Genomic DNA, 17,234 nt, shown 5'->3' with positions numbered 1-17,234 from the left:
TTATCACCTTGATCCCTTATCGTAAGGAATTCCTTCTGCCTTAGGAGCTCTTGAATTAGCTGATGTAAACGCCAGTACCGCAAGAGAAATAATATAAGGCATCATATTGTATACAGAACTCGGGATATTGAGTGCTGCAAGGAAATCAAAACCGGAGTATACATTGGAAAGGGCTCTGAAGAATCCGAAAAGTAAAGCCGCAAGTCCGATATTAACCGGCTTCCACTGCCCAAAAATCATAACGGCAAGAGCAAGGAATCCAAAGCCTGCCACACCGTTTTCAAACTTCCATTCGCTTACACCGGCTGTAATATAGACAATTCCGCCGATTCCGGCAAGCATGCCTGAAATAAGGACTCCTGCCCAACGCATAGTATAAACATTGATTCCTACACTATCAGCTGCCTGAGGATGTTCACCACAAGCCATAAGTCTTAAACCGAATCTTGTCTTATAAAGAATCACATATGCTGCGATGAGTGCCAAAAGTGCCACAAGCATAAACCAGTTAAACTGGAAACTGCCTATACTTACAACAAGCGCTTTTTTAGAAGCAACATATTGAACAGTTGAAGACACATTATCAGGATTCTCAGCAATGTTTATAGTCTTAACAATTACTGTTGCAGCAGCCGCAGCAAGCATATTAAGAGCAGTTCCAACCAGTGTCTGATCCGCCTTAAAATTGATGCAGGCAAATGCCAAAAGCATTGAATAAACAACACCGCAAACCGTTGATGCAAGTAAAACCGCAAGAACAATAACAATAGCAGGAAGTTCAGGAGAAATAACTTTTAAGGTTAAAGCTCCGCCCAATGCTCCCATAACCATAATTCCTTCAAGTCCAAGGTTAATTACACCTGAGTGTTCAGAAAAGCATCCACCAAGAGCAACCAAAATAAGAACCGAAGCAAAAAGTAATGTGTATTGAAGAAGTAATACCATTATTTATTACCTCCTTCTTTTCTTTCTTTGTTTGCTCTTATCCTGCCATTCAAGAAGAACTTAAAGAAAAGAACAAATCCGCAAAGATAAATTATTATTGAAGATATAAAGTCTGAAATCTGTGATGGGTAAACATTTTTATCAAGGTATGATCCACCACTTGTAATGTGCTGAATAAAGTACGATGCAAAAATTGTTCCAATAGGATCAAGTCCGCCAAGGAACGTCGCAGCAATACCGTTAAAGCCCATTCCAGGAACAGATGACTGTGTTACAGACCACTGCTCATAGCCTGTAAGGAAAAGGAACGCAGCACCAAGACCTGCAAGAGCTCCACCAATAAAAAGAGTAACGATAACGTTCTTCTTCTCTTTCATTCCACTGTATTTTGCGGCATCCTTTGCAATACCTGTCGCCTTTATCTCATATCCGAAAACAGTCTTACTTAAAACAATCTTAAGAATTATTGCAATTATTACAGATAGAGGAATTGCAATAGTAACGTACTTATTATTTGAAAAGAGCTTTTCAAGTCCAAGTGACGGGATCAAAGCACCTGGATTTGTGTTTGCAATTGACAGTGTATAGGGACTTGAAACCTCTTTTACACCGCCCAAAAGCATGTTTACCGTATAAAGACCTATCCAGTTGAGCATGATTCCCGAAATAACTTCATTAACATTGAGATAAGCCTTTAAAAGACCTACAATAACGCCAAAGATCCCACCTGCCAAAAGTGCAGCAACAAGACAAACATACCAGGGAAGACCAAGGCTTAGCGCACAAAAAAGTGATGCACCTGCACCGGCAACATACTGTCCCGCTGCTCCTATGTTAAACAGGCCTGCCTGATAACAAAACTGAATTGATAAAGCACACATAAGAAGCGGAGAAGCCTTAACAAGTGTATTTCCAAGGTACTTAAGCGCAGCGGCTTTAGAAGGATAAGTAAAATAATTTTTGATAATTGTGATAATGGCTTCAGTAGCACCAACCGGATTTATAATAAGAAGCGCTATATATCCAATAAGCAGTCCTATAACTATACAAAGAAGTGACGCCATAATAGACTGGATTGCAGGCTTTGACAAAAAGCTTTCTTTTTCTATTTTATTATTTCTTGCCATTTAAGCTCCAGCCTCCTTTCTCTTAGCTCCGGCCATGTAAAGACCAAGCTCTTCGGGAGTTGTCTTTTTAGGATCAAACTCCCCTACTATCTGTCCTTCATACATAACAAGAATTCTGTCGGAAATACTCATAACCTCTTCAAGTTCAAGAGATACCAGCAAAACAGCGTGTCCTTCATCTCTCCTGGCTATAAGCTGTTTGTGTATATACTCAATAGCACCTACATCCAAACCTCTTGTAGGCTGAACCGCAATCAAAAGATCGGGATCTTTATCAATTTCTCTTGCGATAATAGCCTTCTGCTGGTTACCGCCTGACATACTCCTTGCTATCGTAGGGGCTCCCTGACTTGATCTGATATCATACTGATCAATAAGCTTTTCAGCATAATTATTGATTTCTTTCTTTTTCAAAAATCCATACTTTGTACTAAACTGTGGTTCAAAGTATCTCTGAAGTACAAGATTATAGGCAAGAGAATAATCCATTACAAGACCATGTTTATGCCTGTCCTCAGGAATATGACTCATTCCGCTAAGAGACCTCTCCCTTATGGAAGCATGAGAAATATCCTTGCCTGACAATGTAATCTTGCCGGAAGTAATATTCTCAAGTCCCGAAAGGCCATAAACAAGCTCAGTCTGACCATTTCCATCAATTCCTGCTATACAAACGATCTCTCCCGATCTGACATCAAAAGACACATTCTTAACAGCATTATTATGATGAAGCTTTGATGGAACAGTCATGTTTTCAACATGTAAAATTACATCTCCGGGAGTCTTATCTTCCTTGGTAGCAACAAGTTGGACATCTCTTCCAATCATCATACGGCTGAGCTCTTCCTGATTAGTGTCAGCAATATTAACCGTTCCAATATACTTACCACGCCTAAGTACACTACATCTGTCAGCAACAGCCATAATCTCTGCAAGCTTATGGGAAATAAAAAGAATGGATTTTCCCTCTTTAGAGAGATTTTTCATAATCTGCATAAGTTCATCTATTTCTGCAGGAGTCAGAACAGCTGTCGGCTCATCAAAAATAAGAATCTCATTATCCCTATAGAGCATCTTGAGAATTTCAGTTCTCTGCTGCATTCCTACAGTAATATCCTCTACTTTTGCGTCAGGATCTACTTTAAGACCATACTTGTCAGAAAGCTCCATAATCTTCTTTCTGGCAACATCCTTCTGCAAAAAGCCATGTTTTGTAGTCTCAACACCAAGAATAATATTATCAAGAACAGAAAAACACTGAACCAACTTAAAGTGCTGATGCACCATTCCTATTCCCAGATCATTAGCATCATTAGGGTTATTGATTTTAACTACTTTGCCATCCTTTTTTATAACGCCTTCTTCTGCCTGATAAAGGCCAAACAAAACGCTCATAAGTGTTGACTTACCAGCACCGTTTTCCCCTAAAAGAGCGTGTATTTCACCTTTTTTCAGCTGAATAGTAACATTGTCGTTCGCAATTATTCCAGGGAAACGCTTTGTAATACCCAGCATTTCAATAGCATACGCGCTTTCTAAAGCCACCTTTTTTTCCTCCTACATATTTTTATAACCATCCAAGTGGTAAAAAGAGACCGAAAGTTTTGAGGCTTCCGGTCCCTGAACTTCATAAAAGAAGTAAATATTACTTAATATTGCCCTGGAAGTTGATCTTTACTGTTTCTGCTGTAGGCTCTGCAGCTGTTGTATCATTAGATACTGTTATAGCTCCGCTTACCATATCAGCAACAAGCTTTTTGTAATCATCAACTGTAAAGGAATCTGTCCAAACAGTTGTGTCTTCAGGAAGACCAACATAGTTAAGAGATGTATCATCACCTGAAACAAGACCAAGGTTAAGAATCTTGCCGGCATAAGAATCCCACTGACCATCTCTGATAGCAGCAAGAAGTGTATTAACAGTAGCCTGAAGTCCCTTCATAGCTGATGTAACTGTCATACCTGCTTCAAACATTCCATCGATAGTCTTGGACTGATCAACATCAACACCGATAACCTTACCGCCTACTTTAGCAGCAGCTTCTCCTGCTGATGTAAAGATACCGCCGCCACAAGCAAATACAACCTGTGTACCGCCCTGATACCATGTATCCATAGCAGCTGTGATATCTGAATCACCATAGAACTGGTTACCATATGCATAGTTGATAGAAACGTCAGCGCCAAGCTCCTTTGCAGCAGCGTCAGCACCCTGAACGAAACCGTAGCCATAACGGATAACAGCAGGAACAGCCATACCGCCAAGGAAACCAAGCTGTGTATATCCCATCTTTACTGCTGCATATCCTGCCATGTATCCAGGAAGCTCTTCCTGATATACTGCAGAAAATACGTTAGCATATGTCTCTGAATTAAAATCAGATCCATCACCTTCAAGATCATACTCTGAAACGTCAAGTGCTACAAACTGTGCATCCGGGTACATATCAGCTGTTTCGTTAATAGCTTCTGCAAAAGCATAACCCGGCATTACAATTATTCTGTAGCCATCAGCATATGCCTTATCGATCATAGCAACTCTTTCAGCTGTTGAATCACCTTCCGGCTTGTAATATGTAAACTCAGCATTATTTGCTTCAGCAAATGCCTTACAAGCCTCATAAGTAGACTGGTTGAAAGACTGGTCTGTGATATCACCGTAGTCTGTAACCATAGCAATCATCATCTTGTCACCTGTTGCCTCTGTTGTTTCAGGAGCTGCCTCAGCTGTGGTTTCAATAGTTTCTGTAGCCTGAGTTTCCTCAGTAGCCTCAGTAGTTTCTGTTGTTGTAGCGCTCTGTCCGCAAGCTACAAGTGAAGAAACCATAGTTGCAGCCATAAGTACTGCTAAAAATTTCTTTTTCATAATCGTCCTCCATTTTTGATTGATGAAAACATTTATTGATAAACCCATTTCAGGCTTTATCCGAAGCAATTAGCCTTCTGATGGCTTCAATTGTGGTACTGTATACCTTATCCATTTCATGAACCTGTGGATTGGAAAGACCTTTTTTGGCTCTTTCCTGATTGGCAACAACCAGTAAAACAGCACCTGTGCGAAGTCTTAAATAACTTCCGACTATAAATAATGTTGAACTCTCCATCTCAGAACAAAGAGCTCCGCACTTGATCCATGCGTCCCATTTATATAAAAGCTCAGGTCCGACAGGCTTTGTCTCAGGCTCATGCTGTCCAAAAAATGAATCCTTGCACTGAGCAACTCCTACATGATAGTTGGCCCCGGCTTTTTTTGCACCCTCAACAAGCGCATTAACGACTTCAAAAGAAGCTACTGCCGGATATTCGATTGGAGCATATTCCTTAGATGTGCCTTCAGCTCTGATAGCTCCTGACGCGATAACTATATCTCCTCCGATTACATCATCCTGCATTCCACCGGATGTACCCATTCTGATAAATGTATCGGCACCGCACTTCGCAAGTTCCTCGATACATATAGCTGTAGAAGCTCCACCTATACCATGAGAAATTACACTGACCTTCTCACCGTCCAGAGTTCCTGTATAGCAGTTATATTCTCTGTTATAAGCAATAAATTTGGGATTATCCAATAACTTGGAAATAGATTCACATCTTCCCGGGTCTCCTGTAAGAATAACATATCTTCCGACATCACCGGGAGCAACATGTGTATGATATTGATACCCCGCACCTTCTGTATAATCAACCATTACTTTTCCTCACATTCCTTGTAAAAACTAACACCTATAATTATAGTTTATTTGATAATAAAAGTCATCAAGATTTACATAAGTCCATCCATCACGTGGATTACAATTTTATTGTTTTCAATGTCAATTTCTTTTATACAGTCCTTAATAGCGGGAATATAGACGTTTTCTCCACCGTCTGCCCTTTTCATCTCATATACATCATTAGCTCCCGTCTGAATAATATCAGAAACAGTTCCAAGTGTATTGCCATCATCATCAACTATATCAAGACCTATAAGATCGGCACAGTAATACTCGCCGGGATTAAGCTTTAGAGCATCCTTTCTCTCAATCGTAAGTTCACACCCTTTAAATTTTTCAACTTCGTTAATATTATTAAACTGTTTGAATTTAACAATGACAAACTTCTTGAAAAATCTTGCACTCTGCACATCGAGTTCTATCTCTTCGCCTCTCCCAGTATGAAGAGTAACTTTCTTAAGTTTCTTAAATCTGTTTGGATCTTCTGTTGTAGGAAATACATTAACTTCACCCATAAGGCCATGTGTAGATGCTATTACACCAACCTGAAATGTTTCTGTCATATCATTCTCCATCTTTTAAATCAAAATCACTATCAATTGCAGCATTCTCAGATACTACTGGTTCTTCTGCAGTTTTACGCCTTCTTCTTTTCTTTTTCTCAGGCTTTGGCGGATTTTCTAAAAGCCATTTTTCATAAAGATCCGGTCGCCTTTCCTTAGTTCTTATGATAGACTGCTCAAGTCTCCATTCATCAACTTTTTTGTGATCACCTGATAAAAGAATAGGTGGCACCTTTTTGCCCATCCATTCCTCAGGCCTTGAATACTGAGGATATTCCAAAAGGTTATTGTGAAAACTTTCAGTAAGAGCTGACTCATCATTATTTAAAACTCCGGGCACAAGCCTTGCAATGGCATCGATCATAACCATAGCAGGAAGTTCTCCTCCTGTTAAAACATAATCTCCTATGGAAATATAATCAGTAACTATTTCTTCAAGGACTCTTTCATCAACTCCCTCATAATGTCCGCACAAAAAAACAAGATCATCCTCTTTGGAAAGCTCTCTGGCCTTTTCCTGATTAAATACGCTTCCCTGTGGGGTAACATAAATAACTCTTGGAATTTTCCCTCCGTTTTGGATAATCTTGTCTCTGATATCTATAAAGCAATCATAAATAGGCTGTGCCTGCATAAGCATACCTGCACCGCCGCCATATGTATAATCGTCAACCTTGTGATGTTTGAGATCACCTGAATAATCTCTTATATTAACTGCGTTAAAACTAATAATTCCTTTATTTTCAGCTCTTCCTGTTATACTGTTTGAAAGAGAGCCCGAAACCATCTCGGGAAACAATGTCATGATGTGAAAATTCATCTTATATCCTACATAAATTAAAGCAAAATGCTTATTTTAAATTTGAGCCGAATCGGAAATCCAATTCGACTCAAACTTTTTGGCTTAAACTATCTCTACATCCACCTTGAGGTTTTCTCTTGTAGAAGCAGCCTTTACAACGGCTCTGATTGCCTTAGCAATACGTCCCTGTTTGCCAATTACCTTGCCCATGTCTGAAGGTGCAACATGAAGCTCGATCATAATATTGCGCCCATCTGCCTTCTGTGTCACAACGACCTCTTCAGGATTATCAACGAGCGATTTTGCGATTACTTCAACTAACTCTTTCATTGATTAACCTCCGGCACAAGTAATTTAAATGTAAAAAACCAAGTTTAATTACTTGATACCAGCCTGCTTAAGAAGCTTAGCAACAGACTCTGTAGGCTGAGCACCGTTAGCAAGCCACTTCTTTGCAAGTTCTTCGTTAACCTTTACTGTGCTGGGATCTGTGTTAGGATCGTATGTTCCGATTTCCTCGATGAATTTACCCTGTACAGGGAACTTTGAATCAGAAACGATGATTCTGTAGAAAGGAACCTTCTTCTTACCAATTCTCTTTAATCTGATCTTTACTGCCATTTTAAATTTCCTCCGTTTAATAAATAAGATAGATAATTATATTGTATTTATATGCTTAAACCAGCTATTTGCTGAATCACATATCGTCATATCAAATGAAAGGCTTCTGCTCAAAAGAACTTATTTCCGCCAAATCCGCCAAACATATTGCCAAGCTTGCCAAATCCTCTTTTTCCACCCATAAGTCCGGGCATCTGCTTCATCATCTTCTGCATCTGTTCGAACTGTTTAATAAAGCGGTTAACATCGGCTATATCATTGCCCGAGCCCTTGGCTATCCTGAATTTCCTCTGGGGACTCATAAGCTTTGGGTTCTTCCTCTCTTCAGGTGTCATGGAAAGAACTATTGCTTCAATCCTTGCAAGCTGTTTTTCATCAGGGAGCTGATCGTCACTTATCTTGCCCATTCCCGGGAGCATTCCCATTATGGAAGCAAGTCCTCCCATATTACGCATCTGCTTCATGCTCTCAAGATACATTTCGAAGTCAATCTTGCCCTTCTTCATCTTGGAGACCATTTCACGGTCTTTTTCAGCATCACGCTCTGCGTTGGCCTCAACAGCCTTATCAATAAGGCTTAGCACATCTCCCATTCCAAGGATACGGCTCGCCATACGATCCGGATAGAACTGTTCAAGGTCAGATAACTTCTCGCCCATACCAACAAAAAGTATAGGCTTGCCTGTAACTGCCTTGGTTGATAGAGCCGCACCACCTCGTGAATCACCGTCCATCTTGGAAAGGATGATGCCATTAATACCTACTTTTTCGTTGAACTGTTCTGCTACGTTAACAGCTTCCTGTCCGGTCATGGCATCAACTACAAGGAGTGTGTGATGCACAGTTACAGCATCCTTAATATCACGCAGTTCCTTCATCATCGCTTCATCTATCTGAAGTCGACCTGCTGTATCTAAAATTACAACGTTGTGACCATGCTCTTTTGCATAGTCCATTGCGGATTTAGCAATCTTAACAGGGCTAACATCTGTGCCCATTGAAAAGAAATCAACTTCCTGCTTTTTAGCATTAACCTCAAGCTGATCAATAGCTGCAGGTCTGTAAACGTCACAAGCAACAAGAAGAGGTTTTCTTTTGCCCTTAAGTTTACCGGCAAGTTTAGCTGCGGTAGTTGTTTTACCTGCACCCTGAAGACCACACATCATGATAACAGTAATATACTTGCTATCCTGCAGTAAAAGCTCTGTGGTTTCGCTTCCCATGAGCTTTGTCATCTCTTCATTAACAATCTTGATGACCATCTGAGCAGGGTTAAGTCCGTTTAAGACTTCCTCTCCGACAGCCCTCTCCTGAACAGAAGAAATAAACTGTTTAACAACCTTAAAGTTAACATCTGCCTCTAAAAGAGCCATCTTAACTTCTTTCAAAGCTGCTTTTACATCATCTTCAGTTAACGCACCCTTGCTGCGAAGCCCCTTAAAGGCATCCTGCAATTTATCAGTAAGACTTTCAAAAGCCATTAGTTATTAAGCTCCTCTAAAATTCTGTCGGAAATACTGCCCAGCCTCTTTCGAAGCTCCTCATCTGACATATCTCCATTATAATCAGAAACGCTTTTTAGCTCTTTAGCACTCTCCTTGATAGCTTCAAACCTTCGAATCATGTGAAGTTTATCCTCGTATCCCTGCAAAGTCTTGGTACATCTCTTGATAAGATCATGTACTCCCTGTTTGCTGATACCGTGCTCATCTGCTATTTCAGTAAGTGACATATCATCATACACAGCAGCTTCATAGACCTGTCTCTGATGCTCTGTCAGAAGCTCGCCATAAAAATCATATAGAAGACCCTGCTCTACGATTTTCTCCATGATATACCTCTTCCTAAAAATCAACAATGTCTATAATATATAAAAAGAAAAGAGGTGTCAAGTATTTTTTCTTGACACCTACATTTTTACATCTGACGGTAACATCCCCAGTTGCAATTTAAATGCCCTGCTAAATGATGAATAGTCATTAAACCCCGCTTCAAGGCAGGCACTGGTTGCCGGAGTTCCTGACATTATCAGCGTCCTGGCAAAAAGAATCCTCTTTTCAGAAACATACTGATGTACTGAATAGCCTGTCTCCTGCTTAAACACTCTCATCATGTGGTACTTACTCATATAGAAATTATCCGCAAGTCTGTCAATTGTAAGATCCCTGGAAAGGTTTTTATTGATATACTCTATGATATCAATTACTTTTCGGTTGTATCTGGCTTCCTGAGTAAAGCCAAGTTCTTCTGATATACAGGCTTTGTTAAATTCAATCAAAGCTCTCAAAACATCTATCCCTGTAGACAGCTTACCTGCATATTCCCTATCTTCCACTTTCAGATCTTCTTCTATTTTGCAAAAAGCATCATATATATTAGTGCTGATATCAGCTGGGAATCTGACAACGCAGCTCTCCATTTCTTTTGCCTTACAAAAAGCATCTAAAAGCCCATATTTTTCTAGAAAATCGTGATTAAGATAAAGAATTATCCTGTCATATTTCTTTTTTCCATCATCAGCCAGGGAAACCGGTCTATGAATATCAAACCTGTTTACAAGCACAAAATCGAAGGGCAAAAGTTCATACTCTCGCCCTTCGATAATATATTTTACATTTCCGCTTAATATCAGAATAAGCTTATCAAAATCGTGATAATGAAACGGGATATCTATGTTCTCGCTATCACAGATATGAAAAAACTTGTAATCCTCGTTAAGATAGCCCTTCTGTTCGTAGTCTTTTGTATCCATATGATCAATAATCAGTAATGCAAATATTCAGGTCAACGTTACCAGAGATTCCGTCTACAGTTCCCGTAGATGTGTACTGCCAAATGTCAAAATGATAAGGATAATACAGCGGCGTTCCGTAATAAGCAATCCAAATATCATAATCATCAACATCTGCCGCATCCATTAAAAGTGTAAAGGATTTCACATTTCCGTATATCATCGGCTTGTAGCCGGCTTTTTTAACAGCTTCACAGAAAACCTTGGCAACTTCCTCATAGACATCAGATGAAAGATTGGCTGTCCTTGCAGAATCAGATTCAGCAGATTCTATATCAATAACAACAGGAAACTCAATGTTATATGGCTCGATCATATCAAGCATCATCTGTACTTCTTCCATGGCTTCCTCTTCATTTACAGCCTGTGAATAGAAGTAAACACCAACATCAATACCATTTTCAGAGGCACCTTTTATGTTATCTTCAAAATAGTCATCCTGAAGAAGCTTACCTTCTGTAGTACCTCTAAAGCCGGTTCTTATAATAGCAAACTCAATTCCGGCATCCGCAACCTTTTCCCAGTCTATATCACCTTGGAATCTGGAAACGTCAACACCTGTTCTGGTTTTGATGCTGTCATCAGTCCCAACATACTGAAGGAATCCCTTATCATCAAATTCAAAGTCGTCTTCGGAAAAGGGATGATGTTCAACCTCGTCAGTAATAGGAAAGAAATAATATCTTCCGCCACTTGCCACAACTATCTGTTCAGGAAAAAGAGACCTTATAGTCTGCGTTGTTCCATCACCGGCCTCAAGTTTTTTCTGAATGGTATCCTTAATGGATTTTTCTGTCTCATCTGCAGCAGTCTTTTTGGCTTCATCTATAAGAATCTGAGTTTCTACTTCTGTATAATAGCCTTCATTATTCAAAGCTTCAAGCTCACTTCTTACTGCCTCTTCTTCTCTTTTTAGCATGGCGTTCTTAATAAGAAGCGCGATGCTAAAAGAAAGTGCCAAAAGCGCCACAAGGCTCAAAAATATTATTGAAATTATATTGTGAGTGTTTCTAACACCTTTTCTTTCGCGAAAATCCCCGGATGAACTGTTCATAATTAAATTCTCTCGTCGAAATAACTTTTATAGCCCTCGCCATATATCTCACTTGCACTTGAGATGATCATAAATGCGTTAGGATCCTCATCTCTTACAATGTCCTCTGCAAGAGGAGATAATCTCTTTTTAATGGCACACATAATAACCTTTTTGTCTTCCCCGCTGTATGCTCCCTTGGCAAACACATGGGTAGCACCTATATCAAGCTCATCAAGAAGTCTCTTGGTTATAATGTCCGGCTTATCAGAAATAATATAAATAAGTTTAGCTTCGTCTCTTCCGTACAAAACAAGATCAAGAACATATGAAGTAACCATTACCGACATAAAGGAATATAAAGAAGCTGCAAAATCTCCAAACACAATACCTGCAATCAAGAGCACAATAATATCTGTCAAAAGATAAAGCATTCCCGTTTTAATATGTGGGTACTTGATCCTTAATAATTTAATTATAACATCGGTGCCGCCGGTTGTGGCATGACATTTAAAAATAAGTCCAATGGCAACACCAAGAGCAGCACTACCAAATGATGCTCCCAAAAACACGTCATGAATAATAGAACCTGAAAAGAATGTTGTGCAAATATCAGTAACCCATGAAATAACAGCCGTGGCATATATAGTTGAAATCGTAAATCTGATTCCAAACTTCCATATGGAAAGAATCAAAATAGGTATGTTCATAACAAGAAACCACATACCAGTTCCCATGGGAACAACTCTGTTAAGAACAATAGCAAGACCGGTAAGTCCTCCCGGTGCTATATTGTTAGGATCAATAAGTAGTGCCGTGGTTGCTCCATATATGATTGATCCTATTGTTATCAGTATATATTCTGCTATTCTTCTTAATCTTTTTGATTTGATTCTATTCATTACTTAAATATTTGTCCTTACTATTCTGGGTTTATAACCATTATCATTAAGAGCGTCAATAATCTGCTGTTTGTGCTCACTTCCAAAGGCTTCCAGAGTGATTCTTAGTTCAACAGCGGCATTTCTGTTTATTGACACAAACTGATTATGCTCAAGTTTGATAACATTTCCTTTTACATCAGCAATAACACCGGAAACTCTTGAAAGTTCGCCAGGCTTATCCGGAAGAAGTACAGAAACAGTAAATATTCTGTCTCTCATAATAAGTCCCTGCTGTACTACAGATGACATTGTAATAATGTCCATATTGCCGCCTGACAGAACACAGGCGATCTTTTTGTCCTTTACATCAAGCTGCTTCAATGCAGCAACAGACAAAAGTCCTGAGTTTTCTACTACCATCTTGTGGTTTTCAACCATATCAAGGAAAGCAACAACAAGATCCTCATCCGGAACTGTGATGATTTCATCAATATTCTGACTTAAATATGGAAAAATGTTTTCACCCGGAGTTTTTACAGCTGTGCCGTCTGCAATAGTATTTACAGTAGGAAGTGTAACTACATGGCCTGCTTTAATAGACTCCTGCATGCAATTCGCACCTGCAGGCTCAACTCCAATTACTTTAACCTTTGGATTAAGGAGCTTGGCAAGAGTAGAAACGCCGGTTGCAAGTCCGCCTCCACCAATAGGAACAAGGATGTAATCAACTGTCGGAAGCTCTTTAATGATCTCCATTGCGATGGTTCCCTGTCCTGTAGCAACATCAAGATCATCAAAAGGATGAACCATGGTATAGCCATTTTCATCAGCAAGTTTTTTGGCATGCTCATAAGCTTCATCATAGACATTTCCATGAAGCACCACTTCGGCACCAAGAGCTTTTGTTCTGTTAACCTTAATAAGAGGTGTAGAAGTTGGCATTACGATTGTAGCCTTAACTCCATAACACTTTGCAGCATAAGCAACACCCTGGGCGTGATTACCTGCAGAAGCAGTAATAAGACCTTTCTTTCTCTCTTCATCAGAAAGAGTTGTTATTTTGTAATAGGCACCTCTAACCTTGTAAGCACCTGTTCTCTGAAGATTTTCAGGTTTTAAATATACTTTATTACCTGTTGCAGAGCTCCAATAATCACTATAGATAAGCTTGGTCTCCAATGTGACTTTCTTTACGTCTTCATACGCTTCTTCAAATTTTTCAAGTGTCATCTTTTCCCCGTTTCCCATGGTTCCTCCTAGATATTGCTTACTTTATGTTTGTTTTACATCAGGGCATCAACGAACTCGTCCGAGTTAAATCTCTCAAGATCGTCAATTCCCTCTCCTACTCCCACATACTTAACCGGAATATTAAGCTCCGAAACAATGGCCACCGCAATGCCTCCCTTTGCAGTACCGTCAAGTTTGGTAAGCACAATACCTGTAAGGTCTGCTGCTTCGCCAAATTCTCTGGCCTGCATAATTGCATTCTGACCTGTTGTTCCGTCTAAAACAATGAAGTTTTCACGCCAAATTCCTGGCAACTCTTTATCTATTATCCTGTTCATTTTTGCCAGTTCATCCATAAGATTCTTTTTGTTATGGAGACGCCCTGCAGTATCAACTATCAGGATATCACAACCACGAGCTTTGAAGCTGGATGCTGCATCGTATATAACGCTTGCAGGATCCGCCCCTTCTTTCCCGGCTATCAAAGGAGTGTCGGCTCTTTTTGCCCACTCCGCCAGCTGTTCAGTAGCAGCTGCTCTATATGTATCCGCAGCAGCAATAAGTACTTTTTTACCTTTATTTTTGAAAATCGAAGCTAGTTTTCCAACCGATGTAGTTTTCCCTACTCCATTGACACCAATTACAAAAATAATTGTTTTCTTGTCTTCAAAATCATATGCATGTTCATCAGTACTCATCTGCTTTCTCAAAATCTCATTCAGAAGATTCCTGCACGCATTTGGTTCTGAAATATGTTTTTCTTTTACCTGCCTTCTAAGTTCATCCATGACACGACTTGTTGCATTGACACCAATATCAGCCATAATAAGCGTCTCTTCAAGTTCTTCATAGAAATCTTCATCTATACTTGAGAATCCTGAAAAGACATTGTCAAAACCTCTGGCAATATTGTCTCTTGTCTTGGTCAGCCCCTGTTGCAGTTTAGCAAAAAAATTATTGGCCATTAATTAGTAAGCTCCTTATCAATGAGGTTTACACTTACAAGAGTAGATACGCCCTTCTCCTGCATGGTAATACCATATAATCTGTCAGCACTTTCCATTGTACCACGACGATGAGTAATTACAATAAACTGTGTACTTGAAAGCTTGTGGAGATATTTGGCAAAACGAACGACGTTATTCTCGTCGAGGGCAGCTTCAATCTCATCAAGAAGGCAAAATGGAGAAGGTTTCAGGTTCTGAATAGCAAAAAGCAGTGCTATAGCTGTAAGAGCCTTTTCTCCACCGGACATCTGCATCATATTTACAAGCTTTTTTCCCGGTGGCTGCGCATTGATCCTGATTCCTGCCTCTAAAACATCCTCATCCTCTGCAAGTTCAAGAGAACCCTTACCACCTCCGAACATTTCCTTAAATACCTGATCGAACTCGGCATTTATCTTGTGGAACTGCTCAATAAACTGTTTGCGCATCGATTCATCAAGGTCTTTAATGATTTCTTTGAGCTGTCTTTCCGCTTCAACGAGATCATCATGCTGTGTTTTCATAAAGGTGTATCTTTCCATGAGATTTTTATAATCCTCAATGGCATTAACATTGACATCACCCAGTTTTCTGATGGAATCCTTAAGAGAATTGGTTTCTTTTCTCATGGCCGGAACATCCGTCATATTCTCATCACGAAGCTTTGCTGCGTCCGAAAGTGTAATCTCATATTCATTCCACATGTAGTTAATATGGGACTCGATTGCTTCCTGACATTTCTCCCTCTTGGATGATAGCCTGATAACCTCTTTTTCAAGATCTGACATCTGCTTATTCAGTTCTTCTGTCTTTCCAAAGAACTCCTTTTGAGCAACAGACAATTCATTCTTTTCTTCTTTTTTCTGCTCAAGTTCTTTGGTCGCATCAGAGGAAGCATCTACAGAAGCTTCAATAGTAAGCCTGATCTGCTCAATGTCTTTCTTATTCTGTTCAAGATTCCTTACATTTTCCTCCATGGAATCCTTGATTTCCTGAAGGCCTTTTTCAAGATCCTCTATATCGGATTCTACTCGATTTAAGTTCTGGTTCTGGAAGTCCAGTTTCTGAGCAATCTTCTCATATTCGATATCAAGCTTTGAAACCTTTTCATTCTCAGTTTCTTCGATTTCGTGAAGTCCTTCCAGTTCTTTCTGATATTTCTCGACTTTTTCCGCAGATTCTTTTTCTGTATTTTCAGAAGCATCAAGCAGTTTTTGGGCCTCATCCTTTTCAGATGCTATTTCCAAAAGCTTATTCTCAATCTCATCACTTTCAGCCTTAAGATCGCTGAATCCGGCCTTCTGCTCTTTTTGCCTTGTCTCTTCATTTTCAACATTAAGTCTGGCAGTGTTCTGGGCTATGAACTTACCCTGAAGTTCAGTTCGAAGCTCTTCGGCAAGAGCTCTGAGCTCATTTCTCTTTGCCCTGCTCTCTTCAATTTCTTTCTGAAGGTCATCTATCTGTAGCTTATACTTCTTGACATTGGCCTCCATTTCATCCATTTCACGCCTTCTGCCAAGAAGATTTGAATTATTCTTGAAAGCGCCACCACTGATAGCACCACCCGGAACAAGAAGCTCACCTTCCAAAGTTACCATACGTACAGTATAGTTGTACTTTCTGGCAATCTTAACAGCATTGTCAATATTATCTACTGCTACAATCCTTCCCAGCATTGCCTTTGCAACCTGTCTGTACTTGGGATCAGTATCAACAAGTTCATCAGCCATACCAAGCACGCCCACTTCATTAAGGGCTTCTTTAGCCTTAAGCTCCGGCGGGTTATCAAGAGAAGTCAGCGGCAAAAATGTCGCTCTGCCGGCTCTTGTTTCCTTCAAATATGCAATCATTTTCTTGGCTGTCTCTTCATCATCAGTTACGATGTTCTGAATATTACCACCAAGAGCTACTTCGATTGCAGTTTCATATTTGGGCTGCGTTTTTATAATATCGGCTACAACACCGATGATTCCCGGTGTAGTATCCTTTTTTTCCATAACTTTCTTTACACTGCCGCCATAACCTTCATAGCGCTCTGTAAGATTGGCCAAAGCTTCAAGTCGTGACTTTTCCTGTTGATATAATACCTGAACTTTTCTAAGTTCGGTATCTTTAAGAGACATAGTCTCCCGGATTTCTTTTACGTCACTTTCTGCCTGCTTCTGCCTCTGATTCATTTCAGATATTTCAGCAGTAATGCGGTCAAACTCATCACGAAGCTTTTTTATTGTCTCTTCCTGCTTGGATTCATCGGATCTGGCTCTCACAAGTTTACCCGTAAGTTCAGCCTTCCTGATGTTTACCTGCTCCTTCATTGTATTAAGTGAACTGAGCTTGGACTTAATGGTGGCTCTCGTGTTCAGAGTTTCAATAATGGCACTCTTGCAGCTTTCTACTTCGTCATTGATGTTTGATATCTGCGTAAGAATTCTTTCCAGTTCCTTTCTGGCAGAATCACGCTTTGTAAGCAATTCGGAAGCATCCTTATCTATACTTTCCTTTTCAGAAAGATATTTTTCTTTTTCTTTTTTCTTTT

At 39.8% G+C, this 17,234-nt stretch carries 17 protein-coding genes; all 17 read right to left on the bottom strand.

Translation table 11 applies throughout. From position 1 onward, the window contains the following. Positions 1–3: 3 nt before the first annotated feature. A complete protein-coding gene (locus J6O61_RS03645) occupies positions 4–945 on the bottom strand; it encodes an ABC transporter permease (RefSeq protein ID WP_292209728.1) in 942 nt (313 codons plus the stop codon). Continuing rightward, the gene (locus tag J6O61_RS03640) at positions 945–2,072 is read right to left on the bottom strand and encodes an ABC transporter permease (RefSeq protein WP_292209725.1); all 1,128 of its coding nucleotides are present in this window, start codon (positions 2,070–2,072) and stop codon (positions 945–947) included. The genes J6O61_RS03645 and J6O61_RS03640 overlap by 1 nt, the downstream gene beginning before the upstream one ends. Then, positions 2,073–3,587: an ABC transporter ATP-binding protein gene (locus tag J6O61_RS03635; RefSeq protein WP_292209934.1), complete on the bottom strand. Its 1,515-nt coding sequence runs from the start codon at positions 3,585–3,587 to the stop codon at positions 2,073–2,075. Positions 3,588–3,717: 130 nt separating this feature from the next. Further along, a complete protein-coding gene (locus J6O61_RS03630; RefSeq protein WP_292209722.1) occupies positions 3,718–4,938 on the bottom strand; it encodes a BMP family lipoprotein in 1,221 nt (406 codons plus the stop codon). Positions 4,939–4,987: 49 nt separating this feature from the next. Next, positions 4,988–5,764, bottom strand: a complete 777-nt coding sequence (gene udp / locus J6O61_RS03625) for a uridine phosphorylase (protein ID WP_292209719.1) — start codon at positions 5,762–5,764, stop codon at positions 4,988–4,990. A 74-nt stretch (positions 5,765–5,838) separates the two neighbouring features. Further along, complete coding sequence (gene rimM / locus J6O61_RS03620; RefSeq protein WP_292209716.1) at positions 5,839–6,351, bottom strand: ribosome maturation factor RimM; 513 nt, start codon at positions 6,349–6,351, stop codon at positions 5,839–5,841. Between the two features lies 1 nt (position 6,352). Further along, complete coding sequence (gene trmD, locus J6O61_RS03615; RefSeq protein WP_292209714.1) at positions 6,353–7,171, bottom strand: tRNA (guanosine(37)-N1)-methyltransferase TrmD; 819 nt, start codon at positions 7,169–7,171, stop codon at positions 6,353–6,355. Positions 7,172–7,255: 84 nt separating this feature from the next. Continuing rightward, entirely contained in the window at positions 7,256–7,483 is a 228-nt protein-coding gene (locus tag J6O61_RS03610) for a KH domain-containing protein (protein WP_292209712.1), read from the bottom strand. Between the two features lie 48 nt (positions 7,484–7,531). Next, positions 7,532–7,774: a 30S ribosomal protein S16 gene (gene rpsP / locus J6O61_RS03605; RefSeq protein WP_292209709.1), complete on the bottom strand. Its 243-nt coding sequence runs from the start codon at positions 7,772–7,774 to the stop codon at positions 7,532–7,534. 110 nt (positions 7,775–7,884) lie between these two features. Further along, a complete protein-coding gene (gene ffh / locus J6O61_RS03600) occupies positions 7,885–9,255 on the bottom strand; it encodes a signal recognition particle protein (protein WP_292209708.1) in 1,371 nt (456 codons plus the stop codon). After that, positions 9,255–9,605: a YlxM family DNA-binding protein gene (gene ylxM, locus J6O61_RS03595; protein WP_292197638.1), complete on the bottom strand. Its 351-nt coding sequence runs from the start codon at positions 9,603–9,605 to the stop codon at positions 9,255–9,257. Before ylxM ends, ffh begins: the two co-directional genes overlap by 1 nt. Before the next feature lie 78 nt (positions 9,606–9,683). Then, positions 9,684–10,526, bottom strand: a complete 843-nt coding sequence (locus tag J6O61_RS03590; protein WP_292209705.1) for an AraC family transcriptional regulator — start codon at positions 10,524–10,526, stop codon at positions 9,684–9,686. A gap of 4 nt (positions 10,527–10,530) precedes the next feature. Continuing rightward, positions 10,531–11,619, bottom strand: coding sequence for a glycoside hydrolase family 25 protein (locus J6O61_RS03585; RefSeq protein WP_292209703.1), 1,089 nt, complete (start codon positions 11,617–11,619; stop codon positions 10,531–10,533). 2 nt (positions 11,620–11,621) lie between these two features. Beyond that, the gene (locus J6O61_RS03580; RefSeq protein WP_292209701.1) at positions 11,622–12,500 is read right to left on the bottom strand and encodes a YitT family protein; all 879 of its coding nucleotides are present in this window, start codon (positions 12,498–12,500) and stop codon (positions 11,622–11,624) included. Positions 12,501–12,503: 3 nt separating this feature from the next. Continuing rightward, positions 12,504–13,730: a threonine ammonia-lyase gene (gene ilvA, locus J6O61_RS03575; protein WP_292209699.1), complete on the bottom strand. Its 1,227-nt coding sequence runs from the start codon at positions 13,728–13,730 to the stop codon at positions 12,504–12,506. Between the two features lie 35 nt (positions 13,731–13,765). Beyond that, positions 13,766–14,677 carry a signal recognition particle-docking protein FtsY gene (gene ftsY, locus J6O61_RS03570; protein ID WP_292209697.1) on the bottom strand — a complete coding sequence of 304 codons (912 nt, stop codon included), beginning with the start codon at positions 14,675–14,677 and terminating at the stop codon, positions 13,766–13,768. Further along, a partial coding sequence (smc, locus tag J6O61_RS03565) for a chromosome segregation protein SMC (RefSeq protein WP_292209695.1) occupies positions 14,677–17,234 on the bottom strand: 2,558 nt, incomplete at its 5' end. The genes ftsY and smc, both read right to left, overlap by 1 nt.

The sequence above is a fragment of the Butyrivibrio sp. genome, assembly GCF_017635265.1.
Classification (GTDB): Bacteria; Bacillota; Clostridia; order Lachnospirales; family Lachnospiraceae; genus Butyrivibrio.
This window is presented reverse-complemented; position numbering and strand designations above follow the sequence as displayed.